This is a genomic window from Nocardia sp. NPDC003269 (genome assembly GCF_042888005.1).
GTDB lineage: Bacteria > Actinomycetota > Actinomycetes > Mycobacteriales > Mycobacteriaceae > Nocardia.
This window is the reverse complement of sequence record NZ_JBIAPA010000002.1, coordinates 1121844-1144971: the sequence shown is the minus strand read 5'-3', so window position 1 is coordinate 1144971 and position 23128 is coordinate 1121844. Positions and strand designations below refer to the sequence as shown.

Below are 23128 nucleotides of genomic sequence, written 5' to 3'. Positions count from 1 at the left end.
TCAGCTCCCCAGCGGGCCGCCGAAGCGGCGTAGCCAGGGTGGGCGGGCGGTCCAGTGCCCGCGCCGCGGGGTGTCGGGTCCGGCCAGGTCGGCGAGGATGCGGGTCTCCAGGTGCCGGGGCGGGGTGCGCTGGTCGTCGGCGGCCAGGCGCGCGAGCACGTCGTGCACGCCGCGGACCCGGTCGGCGAACTGCGCGAGGCCGGGCGTGGTCATGGTGGCCAGCTTGTTCTCGATGTGGTGGTGCTCGAGTTCGGCGACCGCGTCGAGGGCGTAGGCGTCGGCGAGGGCGAGCACCGAGCCCGGTGGACACCAGTGCCGCGTGCTGCCGACGCGGATGGTGCGCTGCTCGGCCAGCCGCTCCACGCCCTCGGCGAGCAGCCGGGTGACGACGGGGACCCGCAGGCCCAGTTCGCGCCCGATCGCCCGGTAGGTGCGCCCGCCGTAGTAGGCGAGCACGAACACCTCGCAGTGGCTGTCGAGCGGATCGGCGAAGCCGAGCCGGGCCGACGCGGCGAGCCAGGGCAGGTCGTCGCGGTCGTGCCGGTCCAGCCGCAGTCGCTGGATCGCGAGCCGGTGGACCTGGGCGAGCAGCCAGGTCTGCTCGGCGTCGAACTGCGGTTCGCCGCGCCCCCGGTAGGGCGCGGGCAGTTCCGGCTCGCCCACGGGCGGGCGGTCGCCGCCCACCCGGGAGCCGTCGCGGCCGTAGACCGCGCCCCGGCCGAAGCCGGTGTCGGAGCCGGGGTCGCGCCGCTGCCCGCCGGCGAATGCCGAACGGCCCCACGGCGTCCCGAGATCGGGGCCGTGGTCGTCCGCGAGATCGGCCGGTGGGTCCGGCGGCTCGGCGTCGGCCGTCCACGGGGTCGTGCGGAGTCGCCGATATCCCTCGCGGACAACGTCTTCGGCCGCACCCCGCCGGTGCAGGACCCGCAGCGCCAGCCCGAAGGCCGCCGCACCGGTGGCCCGGAAGAGGGTGCGCAGCGCCTCGCGGTCGTCCGGCTCGGACGGGAGGTCGGGGACGGACCGCTCGACGCCACCGACCGCCGGGTCGGGACCACGCTGCCGGTTCATCGTCGAATTCCTGTCCACACAACGGCAATTCGCAGCGCGAGCGGTTGTGGATCGGTATTCACCGTCCGATCGCGGCGATCAGCATGAAGGCGGTACCGATATCCATCACCACATGGGGGATCAGCGCCGAGCTCAGTGGATGGGCACCGGCCGGGTGGACGAACCGGTGCGGGCGCGGTCCGTGACCGACGGTACCGAGCGCGAGCAGGGCGTCCAGCGCGAACAACGCGGCCAGCGCCAGCGCGGGCCAGGCCGGTCCACTCACCGTGTGCCCGCCGCCGTGCCCGGCCATCGCGTACAACATCGCCGCGGCGGCGAGGGTGTGGTAGCCGAGCGCCATGACCCCGTCGGGACCCTCGGCAGCACCCGCCCGCAGCACGACGACGCGCTCGGCCAGCAGGATCGCGAAGGCGACCGTGAGCGCGGTGAGGACACCGCGCACGGCCAGCGGATGGGTCGCGGCGGGGAAGATCAGCATGGCCAGCATCACCAGGCACATGAGCAGGTGGGCGCTGTCGGCCGCCGCATCGACCCGGTGCCCGGGCGCCACCCGGCCGGTCAACCGCCGCGCGACGATGATCGTCGCGAGCACGAACGCGGCGACCACCGGCCACCGGACGAGTGCATAGTGCTCAACGAATTCGGCCACACCCCACCACCTTCGAGTCGAGACCCGCGCACCCCATGCTCGCATCGACCGGCGTCCCCGCGGGCGGGTTTGCCCCCAGGCGAGAGCACCCGCGGGAGATGACGGATCATGGACCGATGTCCGACGCACCCTCCGTGGCCTCGGCGCAGGCACTGCGCGTGACGGTCGACGACCTCTCCGACGCCCCGATCCGCGACCTGCTGACCGGCCATCACACCGAGATGGCCGCCAACTCCCCCGCCGACAGCATGCACGCCCTCGACCTGGCCGCCCTGCGCGATCCCGCGGTCACGGTGTGGAGTGCCTGGGCGGGCGCCGAGCTGGCCGGGTGCGGCGCGCTCAAGGAACTCGACGCGGGCCACGGCGAGATCAAGTCCATGCGCACCGCCGACGGGTTCACCGGCCGCGGCGTCGCCGCGCGGGTGCTGGCCGACATCGTCGCGGCGGCGCGACGACGCGGCTACACGCGGCTGAGCCTGGAAACCGGCTCGAACGCGTACTTCGCACCCGCCCGCCGCCTCTACCTACGGCACGGGTTCACCGAGTGCGCGCCCTTCGCCGACTACGTCCTCGATCCACACAGCCAGTACTTCACGCTGGCCCTCTAGCCACCGGCCCCGCGCTCAGCCCAGGGCGCGGGTGAAGCCCTCGACGAGCTCGGCGACCTGGGCGTCGGTCATCACGAACGACGGCGAGATCTGCATGGCGCCCTGACCGGCGGCGCGACCCGAGATGCCGTGCTCGCGCAGGGTTTTCACCAGGCCGGGCCCCTCGGACGGGTCGGCCAGCTGCACCGCGGCCACCGCGCCGAGCCCACTGCGCACCTCGGCGACGCGCGGATGCTCGGCCAGCGGCGCGAGCAGCGTGTGCAGGGTGCTCTCCAGGCGGGCCGCCTCCTCGAGCAGCCCCTCGCGTTCGACGATGGCGAGGTTGGCCAGCGCCGCCGCCGCGGCGCCCGCGTGCCCGCCATAGGTGTAGCCGTGTCGCCACCAGACGCCGCCCGCGAAGAACGGCTCGGCCAGGTGCGGTGCGATGAAGACCGCACCCATCGGCACGTAGCCCGAGGTCAGGCCCTTGGCGGTGGTGACGAGGTCGGGTTCGAGCGCGAACTTGGTGGAGGCGAACCAGGTGCCGCCGATCCGGCCGAAACCGGTGACCACCTCGTCGGCGACGAACAGGATGTCGTTGTCGCGGCAGATCTGGCGCACCTCGGCCAGGTACCCCGCCGGCGGCAGGTACACCCCGCCCGCGCCGATGATCGGCTCGCAGAAGAAGGCCGCGATCTGCTCGGCGCCGATGCCCTCGATCAGGGCGAGCAGCGATTTCGCGTCGTCCCACTCGACGGTGCGGGTGTCGGCGACGAGTTCGCCGTACCCCTCCCGGTTGCCGGCCAGGCCACCGATCGAGGTGCCCGCGTAGTGCATGCCGTGGTAGGCCAGGCGGCGGCCGACCAGGATCTTCTTGTCGGTGCGGCCGAGTTCGTGCCAGTAGCGGCGAGCCAGCTTGGCGGCGGTCTCCACCGAGTCCGAGCCACCGGAGGTGAAGAAGATCTTGCTGCCCGGCACCGGCGCGATCGCCGACAGTTTCTCGGCCAGTTCCTGGGTCGGCGGTTCGGTGAGGTCACCGAAGTTGGAGTAGTGCGCGATGGTGCGCAACTGCTCGGCGACCGCGTCGGCGATCTCGGCGCGACCGTGCCCGACATTGGCGAACCAGAGCCCGGCGGTGGCGTCGAGGTACCGCGTGCCCGCGGTGTCGTAGACGTAGGCACCGTCACCGCGAGCGACGACGAACGCACCGTCCCGAGTGACGGCACCCATATCGGCGAATCCATGCCAGAGCGCATTCATGGCTCCACACTTACCCGAACCGGCCCGGCCGCGCTCGCCGGACTCGCGGATGTCTCAGTCCGCGGACTTGCGCTCCCGCCACCACGCGGGGAGGTCGCCCAGCGACGCCATGGCAACCGCCAGTGCCGCGAACACCAGGGTCAGCACGACCAGCCCGATCGCCATCGACAGATAGCCCTGCTGCCGCGGGTCGATGAACGGATAGGGGTACCAGTCGGCGATCGGGCCGCGGATCAGGGTGTAGACGCCGTAGATCAGCGGGAAGATCAGCCACTGGCCGATCAGCGCCGGGCTCGGGCGCAACCGCTGCGGCATCGCCACCAGCAGCCAGTCCACGACCAGCACCAGCGGCAGGTACCGATGCATGACGTCGTTGATCCACTTGTCGTTGAGCATCACGTCGATCCGGGACAGCAGGACCGCGTAGACGACCATCGTGATGAGCATGTACAGCGTCGCCGCGCCGCGGAAGAGCTGCCAGCCACGGCCCTGCGGGGCGAGGAATCCGCCGACCAGCAACACGATCACGCCGAGGATGTTCGACTCGATGGTGAAGTAGCTCAGGTAGTTGGTGAGCGAGAAGGTCACGGAGTCGATGTTGCGCAGCGGGATCCACAGCAGCGCGACCACGCCGAGGACGCCGAACCCGATCCGCAGAATCCTGATCCACCACGCCGTGCCCACCGCTGCGCTCATGTCGGGATCATCGCACGCCCCGACGGCGAAAACGCCGGTCTACGGCGTCGCGTCGCGGCATCGATGGCGACGGCTCCGGACACGCGCGGGCCGACGGGCCGGGCCGACGGTGTGTCGTTGGTCTCCGCCGCACCGGCCGTCGGCGGCGTGCCGGGAAAACCGGTGGCGGCCTTCGCTAGGCTGGTAGGCGCAATGACCAGGACAGCTAGCACCGGTACCCGCGCGCTGCGCACCCGCCTGGCGGAGGTCTCGCTGCGCGACGAACACCGGCTCCGGCGCAAGCTCGACCGGTCGCGCCCCGAGGATCTGCCCGCACTCGAGGCGGAGATCGCCGCCGCCGAGACCCGCGTGGCCAATCGCCGCGCGGCGGTTCCGCGGATCACCTACCCGGAACAACTCCCGGTCTCCGCGCGCCGCGACGACATCGCCGCCGCGATCGCCGCGCACCAGGTCGTGATCGTGGCAGGCGAGACCGGCTCGGGCAAGACCACCCAGATCCCCAAGATCTGCCTCGAGCTCGGCCGCGGCATCCGCGGCACCATCGGCCACACCCAGCCGCGCCGACTCGCCGCCCGCACCGTCGCCGAGCGCATCGCCGAGGAACTGGGCACCGAGCTGGGTGACGTGGTCGGCTACACGGTCCGCTTCACCGACCAGGCCTCGGACCGGACGCTGGTCAAGCTGATGACCGACGGCATCCTGCTCGCCGAGATCCAGCGCGACCGGCTGCTGCGCCGCTACGACACGATCATCATCGACGAGGCGCACGAGCGCAGCCTCAATATCGACTTCCTGCTCGGCTACCTGAAACAGCTGCTGCCCCGGCGCCCCGACCTCAAGGTGATCATCACCTCGGCGACCATCGATCCCGAGCTGTTCGCCCGTCACTTCGCCGACGCGCAGGGCACGCCGGCACCGATCGTCGAGGTGTCGGGCCGGTCGTATCCGGTCGAGCTGCGCTATCGCCCGCTGTCGCTGGAGCTGCCCGGCGCCGAGGACGACGAGGACGACACCCGCGTCGTCGACCGCGACCCCACCGACGCCATCGCCGACGCGGTCACCGAGCTGTTCGCCGAGGGCGACGGCGACGTACTGGTGTTCCTGTCCGGCGAACGCGAGATCCGCGACACCGCCGACACCCTGCGCGACCTGAGACTCCCGCGCACCGAGATCGTGCCGCTCTACGCGCGCCTGTCGGCGGCCGAGCAGCACAAGGTGTTCGCCCCGCACATCGGCCGCCGGGTGGTGCTGGCCACCAACGTCGCCGAGACCTCGCTGACCGTGCCGGGCATCCGCTATGTGGTCGACCCCGGCACCGCCCGCATCTCCCGCTACTCGATGCGCACCAAGGTGCAGCGGCTGCCGATCGAACCGGTCTCGCAGGCCTCGGCCCGGCAGCGTTCCGGCCGCTGCGGCCGCGTCGCCGACGGCATCTGCATCCGGCTGTACTCCGAAGACGACTTCGAGTCGCGGCCCGCGTTCACCGAGCCGGAGATCCTGCGCACCAATCTCGCCGCGGTCATCCTGCAGATGACGGCGCTCGGCCTGGGTGACATCGAGAGCTTCCCCTTCGTCGAGGCACCCGATCGTCGTGCCATCCGCGACGGCATCGCGCTGCTCGAGGAATTGGGCGCACTGGCCCACGGCAGCGCGAAAGCGGTGGACGGCGAAGCGGATTCGGGTGGCCATCTCACGCTCACCCCGATCGGCCGGGAGATGTCGCAGCTGCCGGTCGACCCCAGGATGGCGCGCATGCTCGTCGAAGCGCACCGCAACGGGTGCCTGGACGAGGTGCTGGTGATCGTGGCGGCGCTGTCCATCCAGGACGTGCGCGAACGGCCGGTGGAGCATCAGCAGGCCGCCGACACCCGGCACGCGCGGTTCACCGTCGACGGGTCGGATTTCCTGGCCTACCTGCGGCTGTGGGACTACCTGACCGAACAGCGCAAGTCGCTGTCGTCCAACCAGTTCCGCCGGATGTGCCGTGAGGAGTTCCTGCACTACCTGCGGATCAGGGAGTGGCAGGACCTGCACGGTCAGCTGCGCACCATCACCCGAGGACTCGGCTGGAACGCGGGGAACGCACCCCGGGAGAACACCGACGCCGCCGTCGAGGACGGTGCGTCCCCGCAGCGCGGGCGGCGCGGCGGCGGACGCGATGCCGACCGCGAACAACCGCTGTCGACCGCCGACGCGGGCGACCGGTCGTCGGCACGACAGCGCGGTGGCTCGTCCCGACGCGGGCGCGGGGCGCGGCCGGAGCGGGGATCGGCGACGGACACCGCGACGGCGAAAGGCGCTCGCGGATCAGCGGATTCGGCCGCAGCGGCCGAGGAGGCCATGCCGTGGCCGAGCGCGCAGATCCATCAGTCCCTGCTGGCGGGCATGCTCTCGCATATCGGGGTACGTGAGGCGGAGTCGCGGGAGTTCCTCGGCGCGCGCAACGCCAAGTTCATGATCTTCCCCGGGTCCTCGCTGGCCAAGAAGCCGCCGCGCTGGGTGATGGCGGCCGAACTGGTGGAGACCTCGCGGCTGTGGGGCCGGATCGCGGCGAAGGTGGAACCCGAATGGGCCGAGCGGCTCGCGGGCGATCTGGTGAAACGCACCTACTCCGAACCACATTGGTCGTCGAAGCGGGGCGCGGCGCGAGCCTACGAGCGGGCCACACTCTACGGCGTTCCGCTGGTCACCGGCCGTCCCGTCGACTACGGGCGGATCGATCCGGAACTTTCGCGCGAGCTGTTCCTGCGGCACGCCCTGGTGCAGGGCGAATGGCAGACCAGACACGGCTTCTTCGCCCGCAACCGCGCGCTGATCGACGATGTGGCCGACCTCGAGCATCGGGCCCGGCGCCGCGACATCCTCGTCGACGACGAGGTGCTGTTCGAGTTCTACGACCAGCGCGTCCCCGCCGACGTCGTCTCGGTGCGGCATTTCGACAGCTGGTGGCGCAAGGCCGAACGCACCGATCCCGCCCTGCTGGACTTCTCGACCGACACCGTCGTCAACGCCGGTGCCGCCGCGCTCGATCCGACCGATTTCCCCGACGCCTGGCGCCAGGGCGAGCTCAGCTTCCCGCTCACTTACCAGTTCGAGCCCGGCCAGGACGACGACGGGGTGACGGTGCGCATCCCGGTCGAGCAGCTCGCGCACGTGCGGGCCGTCGGCTTCGACTGGCTGGTCCCCGGCATGCGGGAGGAACTGGCCGCCGCGTTCATCAAGACCCTGCCGAAGACCCTGCGCCGCCAGGTCGTTCCCGCTCCCGATTTCGCGGCGGCCGCGCTGCGCGAGCTGGTCCCCCGGGCCGAGCCGCTGCGCACCGGGCTGGCCAGGGAGCTCTCCCGGCTGGGTTCGGTCACCATCACCGCCGACGATCTCGCACCCGGCACGCTCCCCGATCACCTGCGGATGACCTTCGCCGCGGTCGACGGCCGGGGCACCGTACTCGCCAAGTCCAAGAATCTCGCCCAGCTGAAAACCCAGCTGGCCGCCCAGGTGTCGGCCTCGGTGGCACGGGCCACGGCGGGCGCGGAGCGGGCGCCCGCCACCGTGTGGACCTCCGAGTCGCTGGGTTCGGTCGCGTCGACCGTGCGCCGCGAGGTGGCCGGGCAGACCGTCACCGGGTATCCGGCGCTGGTGCCCGAGGGCGAGGGGGTGGCCGTGCGGGTGCTCAGCTCGCCCGCCGAGCAGGCCGCCGCCATGCGCGCCGGCGTGCGCACCCTGCTGCTCGCCGCGATCCCGACCTCCACCCGCGCCGTCACCGCCGGGCTGCCCGCCGCCGACCGGCTGGCCTTGAGTCAGAACCCCGACGGCTCACTGGACAAGCTGGTCGAGGACTGCCGGGTGGCCGCCGCCGACGAACTCATCGCCGCCGCGGGCGGACCGGTCCGGACACCGCAGGAGTTCGACACGCTGGTCGCCACCGTCCGGCCCCAGCTGGCCGGCGCCGTCACCGGGCTGATCCGGGCCGTGGCGCCGGTGCTCTCGGCCGCGCACCGGGCCCGCGCGGCCCTGGCCGACACCACCGAGACCGATATCGCCGACGATGTCCGCCAGCAGCTCGACGATCTGCTCTTCCCCGGTTTCGTCGCCGAATGGGGGCGGGCCAGGCTGCGCGAACTCCCGCGCTACCTGCTCGCCGCGGCGCAGCGGCTGGAATCGCTGCCCGGCTCGGCCGTGCGCGATCGCCAGGGCATGGTCGAGGTCGACCGGATGCTGGCGGCCTACGACAAGCTGGTGCGCAGCCTGCCCGAGGGGCGCCGCAACGCCCGCGACGTCACCGAGATCTGGTGGATGATCGAGGAACTGCGGGTGAGCCTGTTCGCGCAGAAGCTCGGCACGCCGTATCCGGTGTCGGCCAAGCGGATCGAGAAGGCGATCGGCGCGATCCGGCGCTGACCGACCGGCGGGTCAGTCGGTCGGCGCCGCGACGGCCGCCGCGCGCGCCTTGCGCATCTCGGTGATCTCGCGCTCGAAATCGGCTGCGCTGGTGAAGGATCGGTACACCGAGGCGAAACGCAGGTAGGCCACCTCGTCGAGATCGCGCAGCGGACCGAGGATGGCCAGGCCCACCTCGTGGCTGGGCACCTCGGGCGAGCCCTTGGCGCGCACCGCGTCCTCGACCTGCTGGGCCAGCAGGTTGAGCGCGTCGTCGTCGACCTCGCGGCCCTGGCAGGCGCGCCGGACACCGACGATCACCTTCTCGCGGCTGAACGGTTCGGTGACACCACTGCGCTTGACCACCGACAGGATCGCGGTCTCGACGGTGGTGAACCGGCGACCGCAGGACGGACACGACCGCCTGCGGCGGATCGCCGTACCCTCCTCGACTTCACGCGAGTCGACGACTCGCGAGTCAGGGTGTCGGCAATACGGGCAATGCATCCGAGGGTTCCTTCGTCGAGGCGCACTCCATGGCACTTGACAGAATACCTGTCACTACTGCACCACCTGCCACTGCGTGGTCAGGTCCGCGATCAGCTCGGGCAACCGGGCGAACATCCGGCCCCGGGTGAGCTTGGCGGGGAAGGGTTCGGCGAAGACCGACACCGCGTGCGCCGGGTCGGCGGTGAGGTCGAGATGGCGCGGCACCAGGTCCGCGGTGATGTAGGCCCAGCGCGCGTCGCGGTCGGCCCAGTTGAAGTCGGGCAGCGGCATCCGCAGGCCGAGTCCGCCCGCGCGCACCGTCGCAGGCGCGTAGACGCCGGGTGCGCGCACGCCGGGCACGGCGGGCTTGCCCGCCACCGTGGTGACGTAGGTGAGGACCCGGCCCATGCCGTCGCGACCGGCCGCGGTGACGTCCCACTGGTCGGCGACGATGTGGTTCTGTTCGCGGTCGGTCATCCGGACCAGCGAGTCCGCCCGGCCCGCGGCGGTGCCGCCGTCGATGCCCGCCCAGGCCGTGCGCATGCTGTCGTCGATCACGCCCGCGGCGAACAGTTCCTCGATGCCCGCCATCCCCTCGGCCAGGTAGACCTCGTGCTGCGGGACCAGGTCGGTGAAGATGTGCTTCTGCATGATCATCAGCCGGGTCTGGTACCAGGCGAGGTCGGCGGCGGTCAGGCGCGGGCCGTGCAGCGCCAGCCCGGTGATGTCGGCGGGCACCTCGGCGACGAGTTCGGGCGGGGTGGCCCGCAGCAGCTCGGCGACGGCGGTCCCGAGTTCGTGGATCCCGCCGACCGAGAGCACCGCGCCGATGTCACCGACGTCGAAGAAGCCGGAGGCGAAGGAACCGCCCGCGATCCCGGCCAAGCCCGCCCAGTAGAAGTCGGGCCGGGCCGCGGCGATGCGGAAGTAGTTGACGTACACCTGGCTGAAGGTGGCCGAATTGGCGGCGACGCCGCGCGCGGGCTCCCAGGCGGCCAGATCGATGGCCGCGTTGCCGGTGGCGACCACGAGCCAATACTGGTGCAGCAGGGTCGCGTAGCGCGCGGGCGCGATACCGTCGGCGCGCGCCTCGGTCAGGGCTTCCCGCAGCGGTGACTCAGTCAGTGGCAGTGCCGGGTGCAGGCCGCCGCCGAACTCGCCGTCGGCGTTGAGCGCGGGGAGATCGAGATAACCGGTATACGCGGGAGCCGCGTCGGCCGGTGGCGCCGCTACCGCGCCGAGGAGCAGACAGAGCAGCACAACGATCGAAGAGCGGCGCATATGACCTCGCAACCGGTAACGCCGAGGCCCCTACCCGCCTCGGTTCGGGATGCCAGTCACGGTAGCAACGCGTTCTAGTTCTGGGACGCTTTTCGGCGACGCCGTTGATCTTCGGAACCGCCTGGATGATCCGAAAACCCTTTCTGTCCAGGTCTTTTCGATCTAGTTGACTGTCCCGGACAGTCCACCCGTTCCGGCGTCCACCGACTGCGAAATCCCGGGATTCGCCGGCTCGAACCGATCACCGAAGCTCCCGGCACGCAGGTGTGCCAGACCGAGGAAGGCCACGACGACGATCGCCGTCACCAGGGCCGCCACCGCCAGTGCGGCGAAACCGATCTGAGCCTGTTCGACCCGGCGCACCGGATGCACGCCCCTGGCCTGCCGAGCGCCGGGCACGCGGTCGTACAGCGCCGCGTCGGTGCGACGGCCCGCTTGGCGCGGCCCCCGCTCGGTCCGGGCGGGCTCGCGCGTGCGGCGCGGCGCTTCCGTCTGCGGCACCGTGGCGAAGGCGCGATCGAGTTCGGCGTCGACCGGCCGCGCCGACGCCGCGACGAGCACGTCGCGAGCGGCGGCCAGACCGTCGGTCCCGTACGCGGCGAACACCTCGGTGGCGGGCCCGCGCGAGATCTCGGGACGCGCCACCAGCGGCGGCGGCACCGGCGCGGGGCGACGAACAATCGAGCCGGCACCGACGCCGCGCACGAGCGAGAACGGCCGTCGCGCACGGGCGTCGCGACGACGCCGGACGATCGGCTCGGGGTAGGCGGCGTGGTCGTGGGAACGCAGGGCGCTGGTCGCTGTGCTCATCGGAAGAACCTCCGGGGTGGTGTGCTCCGCTGCTGAAGGAAGTGCTGGTGAAGCCGCTGTGTCACACATTGTTCGAACACCTGTGCGACGAACTGATGTTCGATTTCTACCACGCCGCGGAGGCGATGTCAGCACGAAACGCCCGACATGCTCGAACAGATGTTTGATACTTCGGCGTGGCACGACTAACGTCGGAAAGGCGAAATCGACCAGCGGAAGGGCGGGACACGGTGACCCACACAGACGACACGGGTGACGAAAGCGCTACCGGCACCGTCACATCGGGATCCGGTGCGGATCTCACCGTGCGTCAGCGCACGGTCCTCGACGTCATCCGCACCTCGGTGACCGAGCGTGGCTATCCGCCCAGCATCCGCGAGATCGGCGACGCGGTCGGGCTCACCTCCACCTCCTCGGTGGCGCATCAGCTGCGCGCGCTCGAGCGCAAGGGGTATCTGCGCCGCGACCCGAATCGTCCGCGCGCGGTGAACGTTCGAGGCCTGGACGAGGCGGTCCGCTCGGTGACCACCCTGCCCGTCGACGCGCCCGACGAGGTCGACGCGAGCAGGCCGACGCCGACGTTCGTTCCGGTGCTCGGCCGGATCGCCGCCGGTGGACCGATTCTGGCCGAGCAGGCCGTGGAGGACGTCTTCCCGCTCCCCCGCGAGCTCGTCGGCGACGGCTCGCTGTTCCTGCTCAAGGTCGTCGGCCAGTCCATGGTCGACGCGGCCATCTGCGACGGTGACTGGGTCGTGGTCCGGCAGCAGAACGTCGCCGAGGGGGGCGACATCGTGGCCGCCATGATCGACGGCGAGGCGACGGTGAAGACGTTCAAGCGCACCGGCAAGGACGTGTGGCTGATGCCGCACAACCCGCATTTCGAACCGATTCCGGGCAACGACGCGCAAATTCTCGGCAAGGTCGTCACCGTCATCCGCAAGATCTGAACCGTGGCCCCGCGCGCGCTCAGTCGCGCACGGCCGCGTCCATCTCCCAGATCAGCAGTTCGGCGGCGGTCAGCGCGGTGACGCGGTGGCCGCCGGTGGCGGTCAGGCGCACGGCGTCGCCCTGCGCCAGCGCGCCGTGGTCTTCGAAGTCGACGGAGCCGCGGGCGACGAAGACGTGCCCGTAGGGCGCGTCGGGCACGGCGATCGAGTGTCCCGGGTCCAGCCGCGCCACATGGAAGGTGGCGTGCCGGTTGCCGATGCCGATCGCGGCGTCGGCACGGTGGCGCGGCATGCCGGAGGCGACGGGCATCAGGGTGTTGCGGCGCAGCGCGTCCTCGATGTCGAGTTCCTGGTAGCTCGGCCCGGCGCCGGGAGTGTCCGGCGGGATCCACATCTGCACGACGTGCAGGCGCTCGCGTTCCCGGTAGCCCGCGCCGTTGCGTTCGGAGTGCCGGATGCCGGTGCCCGCGCTCATCCGCTGGGCCAGGCCCGGATGGATCACCCCGGAATGCCCGGCCGAGTCCTGGTGCACCACGGTGCCCTCCAGGACCCAGGTGAGGATCTCGGTGTCGCGGTGCTGATGGGTGTCGAAGCCCTCACCGGGGCCGACAATGTCCTCGTTGTGCACCAGCAGCAGCCCGTGCGCGTTGTCCTCGAGGACGAAGTTGCCCGTCGCCGGGAAGGACTGCCGGGAGTCGAGCCAGGCGTTCCACCAGTGCGCGCGTTCCGCGCCCGGGACCACCTGTACCTGCACCGTCGCCATCGTCGTCACCTTCCGTCATCCGGACTATGGTCCGCATAGCGGGTAACGCGGGCGGCGCCGCGGGCATTCCACGGCGCCGGCCGGCGAAGGTCAGAAGGGCAGGGCGCCGCGCAGGCGACCGATCAGAGTGCGGCCCGAGTCGCGCTCGCGTTCGTTGAACAGGAACTGGAGTTCTTCCTCGAGCCCCTTGCGCACGACATCGCGCAGATCGATGGCCGCGGCGTCGAGGTCGTCGGCCTCGAGCCAGGGCGCCGGGTCGATCGGCGCGCCCGCCGAGAAGTAGAACCGTTCCGGGCGGGGCAGCGGCGTCGGGCCGATGCCCTTGACCATCGGCGGATTCAGCTCGGGGTTGATGCCGAGCAGGCTGCAGGTCCAACGCAGCGGGCGCATCACCGGGTGCTGGCCGTCGAAGACGATGTCGAACGCGTCGTCGACACCGATCATCGCCAGCGGCACGATCGGCACCCCGGCCTGGATCGCCATCCGCGCGAAGCCGGTCCGGCCCTCCCACTTGAGCACGTACTTCTCACCCTTGCGGCGGATCGCCTCCCGGCCGCCACCGGGGAACACGACCACAGCCTCGCCCCGCTCCAGCAGCGCCAGGCAGTTGTTGCGGGTGCCGCGCACCGCGCCGAAGCGATGCAGGATCTCCCGCACGCCGGGCACCATCAGCACGTGCTCGGCCAGGCCGCGCACCAAACGTCCGCGCTGCCGCAGGATCTCCGGCATCAGCAACGGCGCGTCGATCCCGCCGAGCAGATTGTGGTTGGCCACGATCAACACCGGCCCCTCGGCCGGGATGTTCTCCAGACCGTAGAACCGCGGACTCGCCCACGCGCGCACCGGCGCGAACACCGCTTCGAACGCGCGGATCTCCCACTCGCTCGGCGTCGGATTCAACGGCGCGTTGTCGGAGAGGATCCGGTCGCCCTGCTCGACCGATCCCACCCTGTTCTCGTTCACAATTCCTGGACCCCGCTGGTCATTCGACATAACACCCTCCTGCTGTCGACAATCGACCATAGCGCCCGAAAATGGCTGTGTCGCATCGACGTTGACCGCTATCTCGCGGCAAACCCCGCTGGTCGGATCAGTTCGGGACGGCCTCCGCCGGGCCCGAATGCGCGTATTCCGACAGGGCGGCGGCCAGCGCGTGCGGTACCCGCGCGCGGACCCTGGTGCCGCCTTCCTCGTGCTCGGAGGTGATGATCCGGCCGTCGGCGTGGATGCGCGCCAGCAGATCGCCGCGGCTGTAGGGCAGCAGCACGCTGATGTCGACATCGAGCCCGCCGAGCACCTCCGAGAGCCGCTCGCGCAGCTCCTCCACCCCGGCGCCGGTCTGCGCCGAGACGAAGGCCGCGTCGGGCAGCAGCCCGCGCAGCCGGGTGAGCTCGTTCGGGTCGGCCGCGTCGATCTTGTTGACCACCAGCAGTTCCGGCGGCGCGGCGGTGCCCTGCTCCTTGATCACGTCGGTGATCACCTCGCGGACCGCCTTGATCTGCTCGAGCGGCAGCGGATCGGAACCGTCGACGACGTGCAGCAGCAGATCGGCGCCGGTGACCTCCTCCAGCGTCGAGCGGAACGCCTCGACCAGCTGGGTGGGCAGGTGCCGGACGAAGCCGACGGTGTCGGTGAACACCATCTCGCGGCCGTCGTCGAGCGCGGCCCGCCGGGTGGTCGGATCGAGGGTGGCGAACAGCGCGTCCTGCACCAGCAGGCCCGCGCCGGTGAGCGCGTTCATCAGGCTCGACTTACCCGCGTTGGTGTAGCCGACGATCGCGATCGCCGGGACGCCGCTGCCGGCGCGGCGCGCGCGCATGGTGTCGCGCGCGGTCTTCATCTCGCGGATCTCCCGGCGCAGCTTGGCCATCCGCTCGCGGATGCGGCGACGGTCGGTTTCGATCTTGGTCTCACCGGGACCACGCAGACCGACACCGCCGTTGCTGCCCGCGCGGCCACCGGCCTGCCGCGACATCGACTCACCCCAGCCGCGCAGGCGGGGCAGCATGTACTCCATCTGCGCCAGCGCGACCTGGGCCTTGCCCTCGCGGGAGGTGGCGTGCTGGGCGAAGATGTCGAGGATCAGCGCGGTGCGGTCGATGACCTTCACCTTGACGACCTTCTCCAGCGCGGTCAGCTGCGCCGGGGTGAGTTCACCGTCGCAGATCACGGTGTCGGCGCCGGTCTCGAGGACCACGGTGCGCAGTTCCTCGGCCTTGCCGGAACCGATGTAGGTGGCCGGGTCGGGCTTGTCGCGGCGCTGGATCAGGCCTTCGAGGACCTCCGAGCCCGCGGTCTCGGCCAGCGCGGCCAGCTCGACCATGCTCGCCTCGGCCTGCGCGGAGCTGCCGGTGGTCCACACCCCGACCAGCACGACCCGTTCCAGGCGCAGCTGCCGGTATTCGACCTCGGTGATGTCGGTGAGTTCGGTGGACAGTCCGGCGACGCGGCGCAGCGAGGAGCGCTCGTCGAGCTGCATCTCGCCGACGGTGGGTTCGGGGGACCAGCCGGGCTGCCGCATGCGGGCCGCGTGGCGGGCCAGCGCGTCGTCGACGTCGCCGCGATCGGCGGCCACGTCGGGCTCGGCCGCGGCGGTGTGCTCGGTCGAGTGGGGGTCTGTGGGGGTTTCTGGTTTCGTCATACGCCCTCTATGCTGCCACGTCACGGTGACACCGTGCATCCGGTTATCGGCGCTCCAGCGCGTCCCACCAGTCCCGCGACAGCGTGCCGGTGGCCAGCAGCACCGACGGACCGCGCAACCAGGCCCGGCCCCGCTCGACGGTGACCCGGACCTCGCCGCCGGGTACCCGCACAGTCACGTCGCCGGATCCGGTGCCCACCGAGACTCCGGCGGCGGTCAGCGCGGCGGCCGCGGCGGCCACGGTTCCCGTTCCGCAGGACCGGGTCTCGCCGACGCCACGTTCGTAGACGCGCATGTCGACCGCGTTGTCGGGGCCGAGAGCGGTGAGGATCTCGACATTGACCCCGTGCGGGAACAGGTCGGGATCGAAACCGGGCGAGACGGCCAGATCCAGCTTGGCCAGCGCGTCGGCGGTGAGTCCCTCGTCGACGCAGGCCAGGTGCGGATTGCCGACATCGATGCCGATACCCGACAGCGCCCAGCCGCCCAGGGTGGCGGTGGACGGCCCGAGTTCCCGGACGACGCCCATGTCGACGGTGACCTCACCGTCGACCGGTCCGGCCGCGTGCACCACGACCGGCCGGGCACCCGCGCGGCTGCCGACCACGAACTCCGTGCGCGATTCCAGCCCGGACGCGGCGAGGTAGTGCGCGAACACCCGCACACCGTTGCCGCACATCTCGGCGATCGAGCCGTCGGCGTTGCGGTAGTCCATGAACCAGTCGGCAGCGGCGACGCCCGCGGGCAGGGCGGCGAGGACACCCGCCTCGACCAGCGCGCCCGCCGTCGCGACCCGCAGCACGCCGTCGGCGCCGAGACCGCGCTGCCGATCGCACAGCGCGGCGATCCGGTCGACGGTCAGGTCGAGCCGGACCTGCGGGTCGGGCAGCACCACGAAATCGTTCTGGGTGCCGTGGCCTTTGCTGAATTCGATGTCGGACACGTCGTCATTCTCCCCTGTGCCGCCGGGTGCCGCGTTACCGGGCGAAGGTGCGCCGCTGGCGGGCGATCTCGTACAGGCTGATCGCGCCCGCCGACGGCGCGCCCAGCGAGCTGGCGGTGCCGCCCATCGGGATGGTCACCAGGTCGTCGCAGGCCTCGGCCCAGGCCGAGCTCATCCCGGTGGTCTCGTTGCCGACCACCAGGATCGTGGCCTCGGTGAAGTCGTAGTCGTAGATGGTGCTCGGCGCGTCCTCGTCGGTGCCGACGATGCGGGTGGGGATGCCGCGGGCCACCTGGCGGTCGCGGAACTCGAGCACCTGGGCGGGCCCGGCCGCGCGCAGCACCGGGACCGCGAACAGCGAGCCGGTGGAGGCGCGCACGGCCTGCGGGTCGAACTGGTCGGCGCCGTGGCCGGTGACGATCACGCCCGACGCGCCGAAGGCGTCCGCCGAGCGGATCAGCGTGCCCAGGTTGCCCGGCGAGTTCGGGCGATCGAACACGACCACGACCGGCGCGTCCTCGCCCGGTTCGCCCGGCGCGTACTCGGCCAGGTCCGGCTGGCGCGACACCGCGACCGCGACGATCTCCGGCACGCTCGCCGCCTTCTCCCCCAGCTCGGCCATCAGCTCGGGCACCAGCCCGACCTGCGGCACGTCGGCGGTGTCGAGCACCTCGCGCGCCCAGCTGGACAGTTCGGGGGTGCCCAGCCGGTAGAGCAGGGTCTCCAGCGGCCAGTCGTTGGCCAGCGCCTGGGTGATCGGTCGCACGCCCTGCACGAGGAACCGGCCGTCACGATGACGTTTCGTCCGGTTGTTGAGATAGGCCTGCCACACCTGCACCGAGGCGTTGCGGGTACTCACTCGTCGCGTCACTGCGCTGTCCGTCCTGTCGGGTCTGTTCGGTGCGTGGAGAGCAGGGCCAGCGCGGTCGCGGCGAGCTCGGGATCGGCGCCGTCGACCCAGGCCACCCGGGGATCGCGGCGGAACCACGACCGCTGCCTGCGCACGTACCGGCGGGTGCCGATCAGGGTGCGCTCGCGGGCGTGGGCGAGGTCGTACTCACCGTCGAGATGGGCCAGCACCTGGGCGTAGCCGATCGCGCGACGGGCGGTCTGGCCTTCACGCAGGCCGACCTCGAGCAGCCCGCGCACCTCCTCGACCAGACCGGTGTCGAACATGAGGGCCGTGCGGGCCTCGATGCGGGCGTCCAGCGCGGCGGTCTCCCGGTCGACGCCGAGGATGACGGTGTCCCAGCGCGGCGTGCCGATGGTCGGCGCCGAGGCGGCGAACGGCTGCCCGGTCAGCTCGACGACCTCGAGCGCGCGCACCATCCGCCTGCCGTCGGTGGGCAGGATGGTGGCGGCCGCGACCGGATCGGCCGCGCGCAACGCGGCGTGCACGGCCACCACACCGCCCTCGGCCAGCAGCGTCTCCCAGCGGGCGCGGACCGCCGGGTCGGTGGCCGGGAAATCCCACTGGTCCAGCAGCGCCTGCACGTACATCATCGAGCCCCCGACGATGACCGGGGTGCGCCCGCGCGCGGTGATGTCCGCGACGACGGCGCTCGCGGCGCTCTGGTAGGCGGCGACCGTCGCGGTCTCGGTGACGTCGAGGACGTCGAGCAGATGATGCGGGATGCCCCGGCGCTGGTCCGGCGGCAGTTTCGCGGTGCCGACGTCCATGCCGCGGTAGAGCTGCATCGCGTCGATGTTGACGATCTCGCCGTCGAGCCGTTCGGCCAGGTCGAGCGCCAGATCGGACTTGCCGGTGGCGGTGGGGCCGACGACCGCGATGGGGCGCCCCGGCCTGCTCGTCACTCGCCGCTACCTTCCTGCCCACCGGGTTCCCACACGCTCACGTCGTAGCCGACACCATAGGGTGCGCCCTGATAGAGGGTACGCACCCGGGGATCGGCCGGATCGGCGGCGAACAGACCGCCGAGTACCTGGTAGGCGGCCCGGCCGTCGAGCAGCAGCTGCGCGCACAGCGCGGGGTCGAGCGTGGCCAGACCGCTGCGCGAGCCGTCGCGCAGCGCGGCGTCGAGCGCGTCCTGGACCGGTGCCGCGCGCTCGTCCAGATAGCCGGGCGCGCCGAAGGTCAGCGTCGCCGCGCCGTCGGCGACGACGAGCACCGCGTGCGGGGCGGGATCGGCGTCGAGCGCGGCCCGCAGCGCCGTGCCCGCGCTGACGCAGTCCGCCGGCGCGGTGTCGGCGGCGAGCAGCCGCGCCGTCACCGAGATCCCGGGCGCGACCCGCTCGCGCAACCATCCGGCGACCAGCACCGGCAGCGGAAGCTGGGGGTCTGCTGGGACCGGATCCGGGCCCGCCGGGCCGAGCCCGACGACGACGTCGGCGCCGAAACCGCGGAACGTCCCTCTGGTCGTGGCCGCGAAGTTCTGGTCGTGCGCGCCGACGCCGAGGACCGTCCAGCGGTCGGCCGACGCGGCGAGCGCGGCCGCGGCGTCGAGGGCGGCGGCGCGCAGCACCGCGGTCGGGTCGTCGGGATCACTGTCGGCCGCCACCGGGCGCCCGCACAGTTCGGGCACCAGCATCGGCGGCGACGGGACCAGGGCCGCTATCGAGAACACCGGGTAACCGTAGCCGGAGCGCGGGTGGGGGGCCGCACCAGCCGCACCGCGACGAGGGAGGCGTCTGCGAGTGTCCGGCGCGGTGATGCCCACCGAGATTGCTAGTGTTTTCAGGTGCGACTACCCACGTCGTCCGGGACGAAATCCCAGGAAATCCGGCATCCGATCGCTCGGATCGATGGTTTCCTCGGCTCCGACCGGGTTCAATGGGATGTGCTAGGGCGTAACCAGGCAGCCGTGACGCGCGGCAGGGACGGAGAGCAATGACCGACAGCAACGGAACCGCGAAGCCCACCCCCGGTCCGGGCCCGCGACCGTCCGGTACCCCCAAGCCCGGCGGAAAGTCTCCGCGTCCGCCGAAGCCCCACGCCGTGAAACCGGCGCCGGGCCCCGATCAACCGCATCCGCACGCGGTGGTCGTGCCGACGGTGACCGACCCCAGCAAGTGGGGCCGCGTCGACGAGGACGGCACCGCGTGGGTCAAGACCGCCGACGGCGAGCGGGTCATCGGGTCCTGGCAGGCTGGCGACGCTGCCGAGGGGCTCGAGCACTTCGGCCGCCGCTTCGACGACCTGGCCACCGAGGTCGCGCTGCTCGAGGCCAGGCTGGCCGCGGGCGCCGACGCCCGCAAGACCAAGGCCGCCGCACTGACGATCGCCGAGTCGCTGCCGACCGCGGCCGTCATCGGCGACATCGACGGTCTGGCCGCGCGCCTGCAGGCGATCGCCGAGCACTCCGAGGAAGCCGCCGCGCACGCCAAGGAGGAGAAGGAGCGCGCCCGGCACGAGCACACCGAGCGCAAGGAAGCCCTCGCCGCCGAGGCCGAGCAGATCGCCGCCGAGTCCACCCAGTGGAAGCACGCGGGCGATCGGCTGCGCGAGATCCTCGACGAGTGGAAGTCCATCCGCGGGGTCGACCGCAAGGTCGACGACGCCCTGTGGAAGCGCTACTCCAAGGCCCGCGAGGCGTTCAACCGCCGCCGCGGCGCGCACTTCGCCGAGCTCGACCGCGAGCGCGCCTCGGCCAAGACGCGCAAGGAAGAGCTGTGCGTGCGCGCCGAGGAGCTGTCCGGCTCCACCGACTGGACCGGCACGGCCGCGGTGTTCCGCGATCTGCTCACCGAGTGGAAGGCGGCGGGCCGTGCCCCGCGGGAGGCCGACGAGGCGCTGTGGCGGCGGTTCAAGAGCGCCCAGGACGTGTTCTTCGCCGCCCGCAACGCGGCGGTCTCCGAGCGCGACGCCGAGTTCGAGCACAACGCCACCGCCAAGCAGGAGCTGCTGCGCGCCTACGAGCACATCGACCCGGCCACCGGGCTCGACGCCGCCCGCAACGCGCTGCGCGAACTGCAGGACAAGTGGGACGCCATCGGCAAGGTGCCGCGCGAGCGCATGCAGGAGCTGGAAGGCAAGCTGCGCGCGATCGAGAAGCGCGTGCGCGACGCGGCCGACCAGCAGTGGCGCCGCACCGATCCGGAGGCCGTGGCGCGCGCCGCGCAGTTCCGCGAGCGGGTCGCCCAGTTCGAGGAGCAGGCCGCCAAGGCCACCGCGGCGGGCAAGAAGCGCGACGCGGAGAAGGCGCTCGAGCAGGCCAAGCAGTGGCGGGAATGGGCCGAGGCCGCCGAAGGCGCGGTCAGCAACCGCTGAGACAGCAAGAAACCCCCGACCGGTCCGGTCGGGGGTTTCTTCGTTCGGGGGCTACTCTTCGCCGGTCAGGCGCTTGCGGTCGCGTTCCTCCGCCTCGCGCGCGGCGTTGCGGCGCTGTTCCTCGGCGGCGAGCTGCACGGCGGTCCGGCTCCAGACGACGCGAATCCAGTGGAAGGTGAGCACCATGATCGCGATCGTGCCCAGGATCAGGCCGATGCCGGGGCCCGCGCCCTCGTAGTTGCCCAGGCCCGGGGTCTGCCGGTGCCAGATCGACAGCACGCCGAACACGCTGGCGACCGCCGAACCGGCGCAGGCCAGCCAGGCCAGCACCCAGCGGCGGGTGGTCAGCGCGAGCAGCGAGAAGCCGACGCCGAAGACGATGACCAGCCAGACGAAGATCCGGGAGGGCAGGCCGATGTGCTCGACGCCCGCGGCCTCGGTGTTCAGCAGCACGTCGAAGCCGCGCGCGGTGCCCGCCGTCGGCAGCACCAGCGAGATCAGCAGCGCGAAGACCGCGCCCGCCACGACCAGCGCCCGCGCGCCGGGATCGATCTCGCCGGCGATGCGGCGTTCCACCGCGTCGAGTTCGCCGCGGAACTGTTCGAATTCCTTGTCGTCCACCCGGTTCACCGCGTCATCGCTCCTGTCCGCAGGCTGCTCGTTGCTGGTCTCGTGTGCGCCGGGCTCTACTGTGCCATCCCCGTCCGCACCACCGGCACCCGACCCACTACGTCCGGTAGTAGGTTCGGGTTCCTCCGGCGTCGCGGTCACGAGCAGCCGGTCGAGCAGCCACTGCTGACCGGCTCGACCGCGGGCGCGCCGATCCGCGGCAGCCCGAGGCCGACGCCGATCGGTTCGGTCTTCGGCGTCACGCCGCGCTCGTGTGCGTCGCCCGCCCTGGTGCGCCGGTGCGACTTCACCACGCCGTCGGCGATCAGGTGGTGCGGCGCGGCCTCGGTGATGTCGACGACGACGAGGTCGCCCGGCCGGATCCCCGCGTCGGCGCCGGGCCGGAAGTGCACCAGCCTGCCGTCGCGCGCGCGGCCGCTCATCCGGGCGGTGGCGGCGTTCTTCTTGCCCGCGCCGTCGGCGACGAGCAGCTCCACCTCGGTGCCGATCAGTGCCTGGTTGGCCTCCAGCGAGACCTGCTCCTGCAGCGCGATCAGCCGGTCGTAGCGCTCCTGCACGACGGCCTTGGGCAGCTGGTCGGGCAGCTCGGCGGCGGGTGTCCCCGGCCGCTTGGAGTACTGGAAGGTGTAGGCGCTGGTGAACCGCGCGCGGCGCACCACGTCCAGGGTCTCCTGGAAGTCCTCCTCGGTTTCCCCGGGGAAGCCGACGATGATGTCGGTGGTGATCGAGGCGTGCGGCATCGCGGCGCGCACCTTGTCGATGATCCCGAGGAAGCGCTCCTTGCGATAGGAGCGGCGCATCGCCTTGAGCACCCGGTCCGACCCGGACTGCAGCGGCATGTGCAGCTGCGGGCACACGGTCGGGGTCTGCGCCATCGCCTCGATGACGTCGTCGGTGAACTCGGCCGGGTGCGGGGAGGTGAACCGCACCCGCTCCAGGCCCTCGATCTGCCCGGTCGCGCGCAGCAGCTGGGCGAAGGCCCCGCGATCGCGCGGCTGCTCCGGGTCGACGAAGTTCACGCCGTAGGAGTTGACGTTCTGGCCGAGCAGCGTCACCTCGAGCACACCCTGGTCGACCAGCGCCTGTACCTCGGCGAGCACGTCACCGGGGCGGCGGTCGACCTCCTTGCCGCGCAGCGCGGGCACGATACAGAAGGTGCAGGTGTTGTTGCAGCCCACCGAGATCGACACCCAGCCCGCATAGGCCGATTCCCGCTTGGCGGGCAGCGTCGAGGGGAACGCCTCGAGCGATTCCAGGATCTCGACCTGGGCTTCCTCGTTGTGCCTCGCCCGCTCGAGCAGCACCGGCAGCGAGCCGATGTTGTGCGTGCCGAACACCACGTCGACCCAGGGCGCCTTGCGCACGACGGTCTCGCGGTCCTTCTGCGCCAGGCAGCCGCCGACGGCGATCTGCATGCCCGGCCTGCCCTGCTTGACCGGCGCCAGGTGCCCGAGGGTGCCGTAGAGCTTGTTGTCGGCGTTCTCGCGCACCGCGCAGGTGTTGAACACCACCAGGTCGGGGGTGTCCGAGGGCGCCGCCTTCACATAACCCGCGTCTTCGAGCAGGCCGGACAAGCGTTCGGAGTCGTGTACGTTCATCTGGCAGCCGAAGGTGCGGACCTCGTAACTGCGCGCCTGCGTCTGCGCGCGCTCCGTCGCGTTCTGTCCGTTCGAATCCACCCGTCCAGGGTACGGGCCGCACCCGCGGTGGTCTGCGTCGCGTCCGAGAGTCGCCCGTGGTACCGGCAGGTTACCGGCCG

Annotated in this window: 20 protein-coding genes; 4 read left to right on the top strand and 16 right to left on the bottom strand. The window is 71.6% G+C overall.

Annotated elements, in window-relative coordinates:
* A complete protein-coding gene (locus ACFYWJ_RS15625) occupies positions 1-1068 on the bottom strand; it encodes a hypothetical protein (protein WP_355277627.1) in 1068 nt (355 codons plus the stop codon).
* 58 nt (positions 1069-1126) lie between these two features.
* On the bottom strand, positions 1127-1717 hold the full coding sequence (locus tag ACFYWJ_RS15620; protein WP_355277629.1) for a DUF5134 domain-containing protein: 591 nt from the start codon (positions 1715-1717) through the stop codon (positions 1127-1129).
* Positions 1718-1833: 116 nt separating this feature from the next.
* Here ACFYWJ_RS15620 and ACFYWJ_RS15615 point away from each other — a divergent pair, with 116 nt between their 5' ends.
* Entirely contained in the window at positions 1834-2325 is a 492-nt protein-coding gene (locus ACFYWJ_RS15615; RefSeq protein WP_355277632.1) for a GNAT family N-acetyltransferase, read from the top strand.
* Positions 2326-2340: 15 nt separating this feature from the next.
* Here ACFYWJ_RS15615 and ACFYWJ_RS15610 read toward each other — a convergent pair whose 3' ends face one another.
* Positions 2341-3564 (bottom strand): aminotransferase class III-fold pyridoxal phosphate-dependent enzyme, encoded by a 1224-nt coding sequence (locus ACFYWJ_RS15610; protein WP_355277635.1) that lies wholly within the window; start codon positions 3562-3564, stop codon positions 2341-2343.
* Between the two features lie 54 nt (positions 3565-3618).
* Positions 3619-4260, bottom strand: coding sequence for a Pr6Pr family membrane protein (locus tag ACFYWJ_RS15605; protein WP_355277636.1), 642 nt, complete (start codon positions 4258-4260; stop codon positions 3619-3621).
* A 192-nt stretch (positions 4261-4452) separates the two neighbouring features.
* On the opposite strand from ACFYWJ_RS15605, the gene hrpA reads away from it, so the two are divergent.
* Positions 4453-8658 carry an ATP-dependent RNA helicase HrpA gene (gene hrpA, locus ACFYWJ_RS15600; RefSeq protein ID WP_355277639.1) on the top strand — a complete coding sequence of 1402 codons (4206 nt, stop codon included), beginning with the start codon at positions 4453-4455 and terminating at the stop codon, positions 8656-8658.
* A gap of 12 nt (positions 8659-8670) precedes the next feature.
* On the opposite strand, the gene nrdR is transcribed toward hrpA, so the two are convergent.
* The 3 genes from nrdR to ACFYWJ_RS15585 all read right to left on the bottom strand — a co-directional run bounded on the left by nrdR (position 8671) and on the right by ACFYWJ_RS15585 (position 11217).
* Positions 8671-9144, bottom strand: coding sequence for a transcriptional regulator NrdR (gene nrdR / locus ACFYWJ_RS15595; protein ID WP_355277642.1), 474 nt, complete (start codon positions 9142-9144; stop codon positions 8671-8673).
* 54 nt (positions 9145-9198) lie between these two features.
* The gene (locus ACFYWJ_RS15590) at positions 9199-10407 is read right to left on the bottom strand and encodes a hypothetical protein (protein ID WP_355277644.1); all 1209 of its coding nucleotides are present in this window, start codon (positions 10405-10407) and stop codon (positions 9199-9201) included.
* Between the two features lie 162 nt (positions 10408-10569).
* Positions 10570-11217, bottom strand: coding sequence for a hypothetical protein (locus ACFYWJ_RS15585; protein WP_355277647.1), 648 nt, complete (start codon positions 11215-11217; stop codon positions 10570-10572).
* A gap of 230 nt (positions 11218-11447) precedes the next feature.
* On the opposite strand from ACFYWJ_RS15585, the gene lexA reads away from it, so the two are divergent.
* A complete protein-coding gene (gene lexA / locus ACFYWJ_RS15580) occupies positions 11448-12164 on the top strand; it encodes a transcriptional repressor LexA (RefSeq protein WP_355277648.1) in 717 nt (238 codons plus the stop codon).
* Between the two features lie 19 nt (positions 12165-12183).
* Here the strand turns inward: lexA and ACFYWJ_RS15575 are convergent, their stop codons facing one another.
* The 7 genes from ACFYWJ_RS15575 to ACFYWJ_RS15545 form a co-directional block, all read right to left on the bottom strand.
* On the bottom strand, positions 12184-12927 hold the full coding sequence (locus ACFYWJ_RS15575) for a pirin family protein (RefSeq protein WP_355277649.1): 744 nt from the start codon (positions 12925-12927) through the stop codon (positions 12184-12186).
* 90 nt (positions 12928-13017) lie between these two features.
* On the bottom strand, positions 13018-13875 hold the full coding sequence (locus ACFYWJ_RS15570; protein WP_355277651.1) for a lysophospholipid acyltransferase family protein: 858 nt from the start codon (positions 13873-13875) through the stop codon (positions 13018-13020).
* Positions 13876-14017: 142 nt separating this feature from the next.
* Positions 14018-15448, bottom strand: a complete 1431-nt coding sequence (hflX, locus tag ACFYWJ_RS15565; protein WP_355277849.1) for a GTPase HflX — start codon at positions 15446-15448, stop codon at positions 14018-14020.
* A 163-nt stretch (positions 15449-15611) separates the two neighbouring features.
* The gene (gene dapF / locus ACFYWJ_RS15560) at positions 15612-16502 is read right to left on the bottom strand and encodes a diaminopimelate epimerase (protein ID WP_355277852.1); all 891 of its coding nucleotides are present in this window, start codon (positions 16500-16502) and stop codon (positions 15612-15614) included.
* A 43-nt stretch (positions 16503-16545) separates the two neighbouring features.
* On the bottom strand, positions 16546-17370 hold the full coding sequence (locus ACFYWJ_RS15555; RefSeq protein WP_355277654.1) for a TrmH family RNA methyltransferase: 825 nt from the start codon (positions 17368-17370) through the stop codon (positions 16546-16548).
* An 8-nt stretch (positions 17371-17378) separates the two neighbouring features.
* Positions 17379-18326, bottom strand: coding sequence for a tRNA (adenosine(37)-N6)-dimethylallyltransferase MiaA (gene miaA, locus ACFYWJ_RS15550; protein WP_355277660.1), 948 nt, complete (start codon positions 18324-18326; stop codon positions 17379-17381).
* The gene (locus tag ACFYWJ_RS15545; RefSeq protein WP_355277661.1) at positions 18323-19096 is read right to left on the bottom strand and encodes a hypothetical protein; all 774 of its coding nucleotides are present in this window, start codon (positions 19094-19096) and stop codon (positions 18323-18325) included. The genes miaA and ACFYWJ_RS15545 overlap by 4 nt, the downstream gene beginning before the upstream one ends.
* A 263-nt stretch (positions 19097-19359) precedes the next feature.
* On the opposite strand from ACFYWJ_RS15545, the gene ACFYWJ_RS15540 reads away from it, so the two are divergent.
* Positions 19360-20739: a DUF349 domain-containing protein gene (locus ACFYWJ_RS15540; RefSeq protein WP_355277663.1), complete on the top strand. Its 1380-nt coding sequence runs from the start codon at positions 19360-19362 to the stop codon at positions 20737-20739.
* A gap of 51 nt (positions 20740-20790) precedes the next feature.
* Here the strand turns inward: ACFYWJ_RS15540 and ACFYWJ_RS15535 are convergent, their stop codons facing one another.
* Together ACFYWJ_RS15535 and miaB are read right to left on the bottom strand one after the other, a co-directional pair.
* The gene (locus ACFYWJ_RS15535) at positions 20791-21369 is read right to left on the bottom strand and encodes a hypothetical protein (RefSeq protein WP_355277665.1); all 579 of its coding nucleotides are present in this window, start codon (positions 21367-21369) and stop codon (positions 20791-20793) included.
* 137 nt (positions 21370-21506) lie between these two features.
* Positions 21507-23048, bottom strand: coding sequence for a tRNA (N6-isopentenyl adenosine(37)-C2)-methylthiotransferase MiaB (gene miaB, locus ACFYWJ_RS15530; protein ID WP_365006895.1), 1542 nt, complete (start codon positions 23046-23048; stop codon positions 21507-21509).
* Positions 23049-23128 lie beyond the last annotated feature (80 nt).

What these genes read in the sequence shown, in the direction of transcription:
- ACFYWJ_RS15625 (WP_355277627.1), bottom strand. Translation starts at nt 1,068, where the DNA reads ATGAACCGGCAGCGTGGTCCCGACCCGGCGGTCGGTGGCGTCGAGCGG.
- ACFYWJ_RS15615 (WP_355277632.1), top strand. Translation starts at nt 1,834, where the DNA reads ATGTCCGACGCACCCTCCGTGGCCTCGGCGCAGGCACTGCGCGTGACG.
- ACFYWJ_RS15610 (WP_355277635.1), bottom strand. Translation starts at nt 3,564, where the DNA reads ATGAATGCGCTCTGGCATGGATTCGCCGATATGGGTGCCGTCACTCGG.
- ACFYWJ_RS15605 (WP_355277636.1), bottom strand. Translation starts at nt 4,260, where the DNA reads ATGAGCGCAGCGGTGGGCACGGCGTGGTGGATCAGGATTCTGCGGATC.
- hrpA (WP_355277639.1), top strand. Translation starts at nt 4,453, where the DNA reads ATGACCAGGACAGCTAGCACCGGTACCCGCGCGCTGCGCACCCGCCTG.
- nrdR (WP_355277642.1), bottom strand. Translation starts at nt 9,144, where the DNA reads ATGCATTGCCCGTATTGCCGACACCCTGACTCGCGAGTCGTCGACTCG.
- ACFYWJ_RS15590 (WP_355277644.1), bottom strand. Translation starts at nt 10,407, where the DNA reads ATGCGCCGCTCTTCGATCGTTGTGCTGCTCTGTCTGCTCCTCGGCGCG.
- ACFYWJ_RS15585 (WP_355277647.1), bottom strand. Translation starts at nt 11,217, where the DNA reads ATGAGCACAGCGACCAGCGCCCTGCGTTCCCACGACCACGCCGCCTAC.
- ACFYWJ_RS15575 (WP_355277649.1), bottom strand. Translation starts at nt 12,927, where the DNA reads ATGGCGACGGTGCAGGTACAGGTGGTCCCGGGCGCGGAACGCGCGCAC.
- hflX (WP_355277849.1), bottom strand. Translation starts at nt 15,448, where the DNA reads ATGCGGCAGCCCGGCTGGTCCCCCGAACCCACCGTCGGCGAGATGCAG.
- ACFYWJ_RS15540 (WP_355277663.1), top strand. Translation starts at nt 19,360, where the DNA reads ATGACCGACAGCAACGGAACCGCGAAGCCCACCCCCGGTCCGGGCCCG.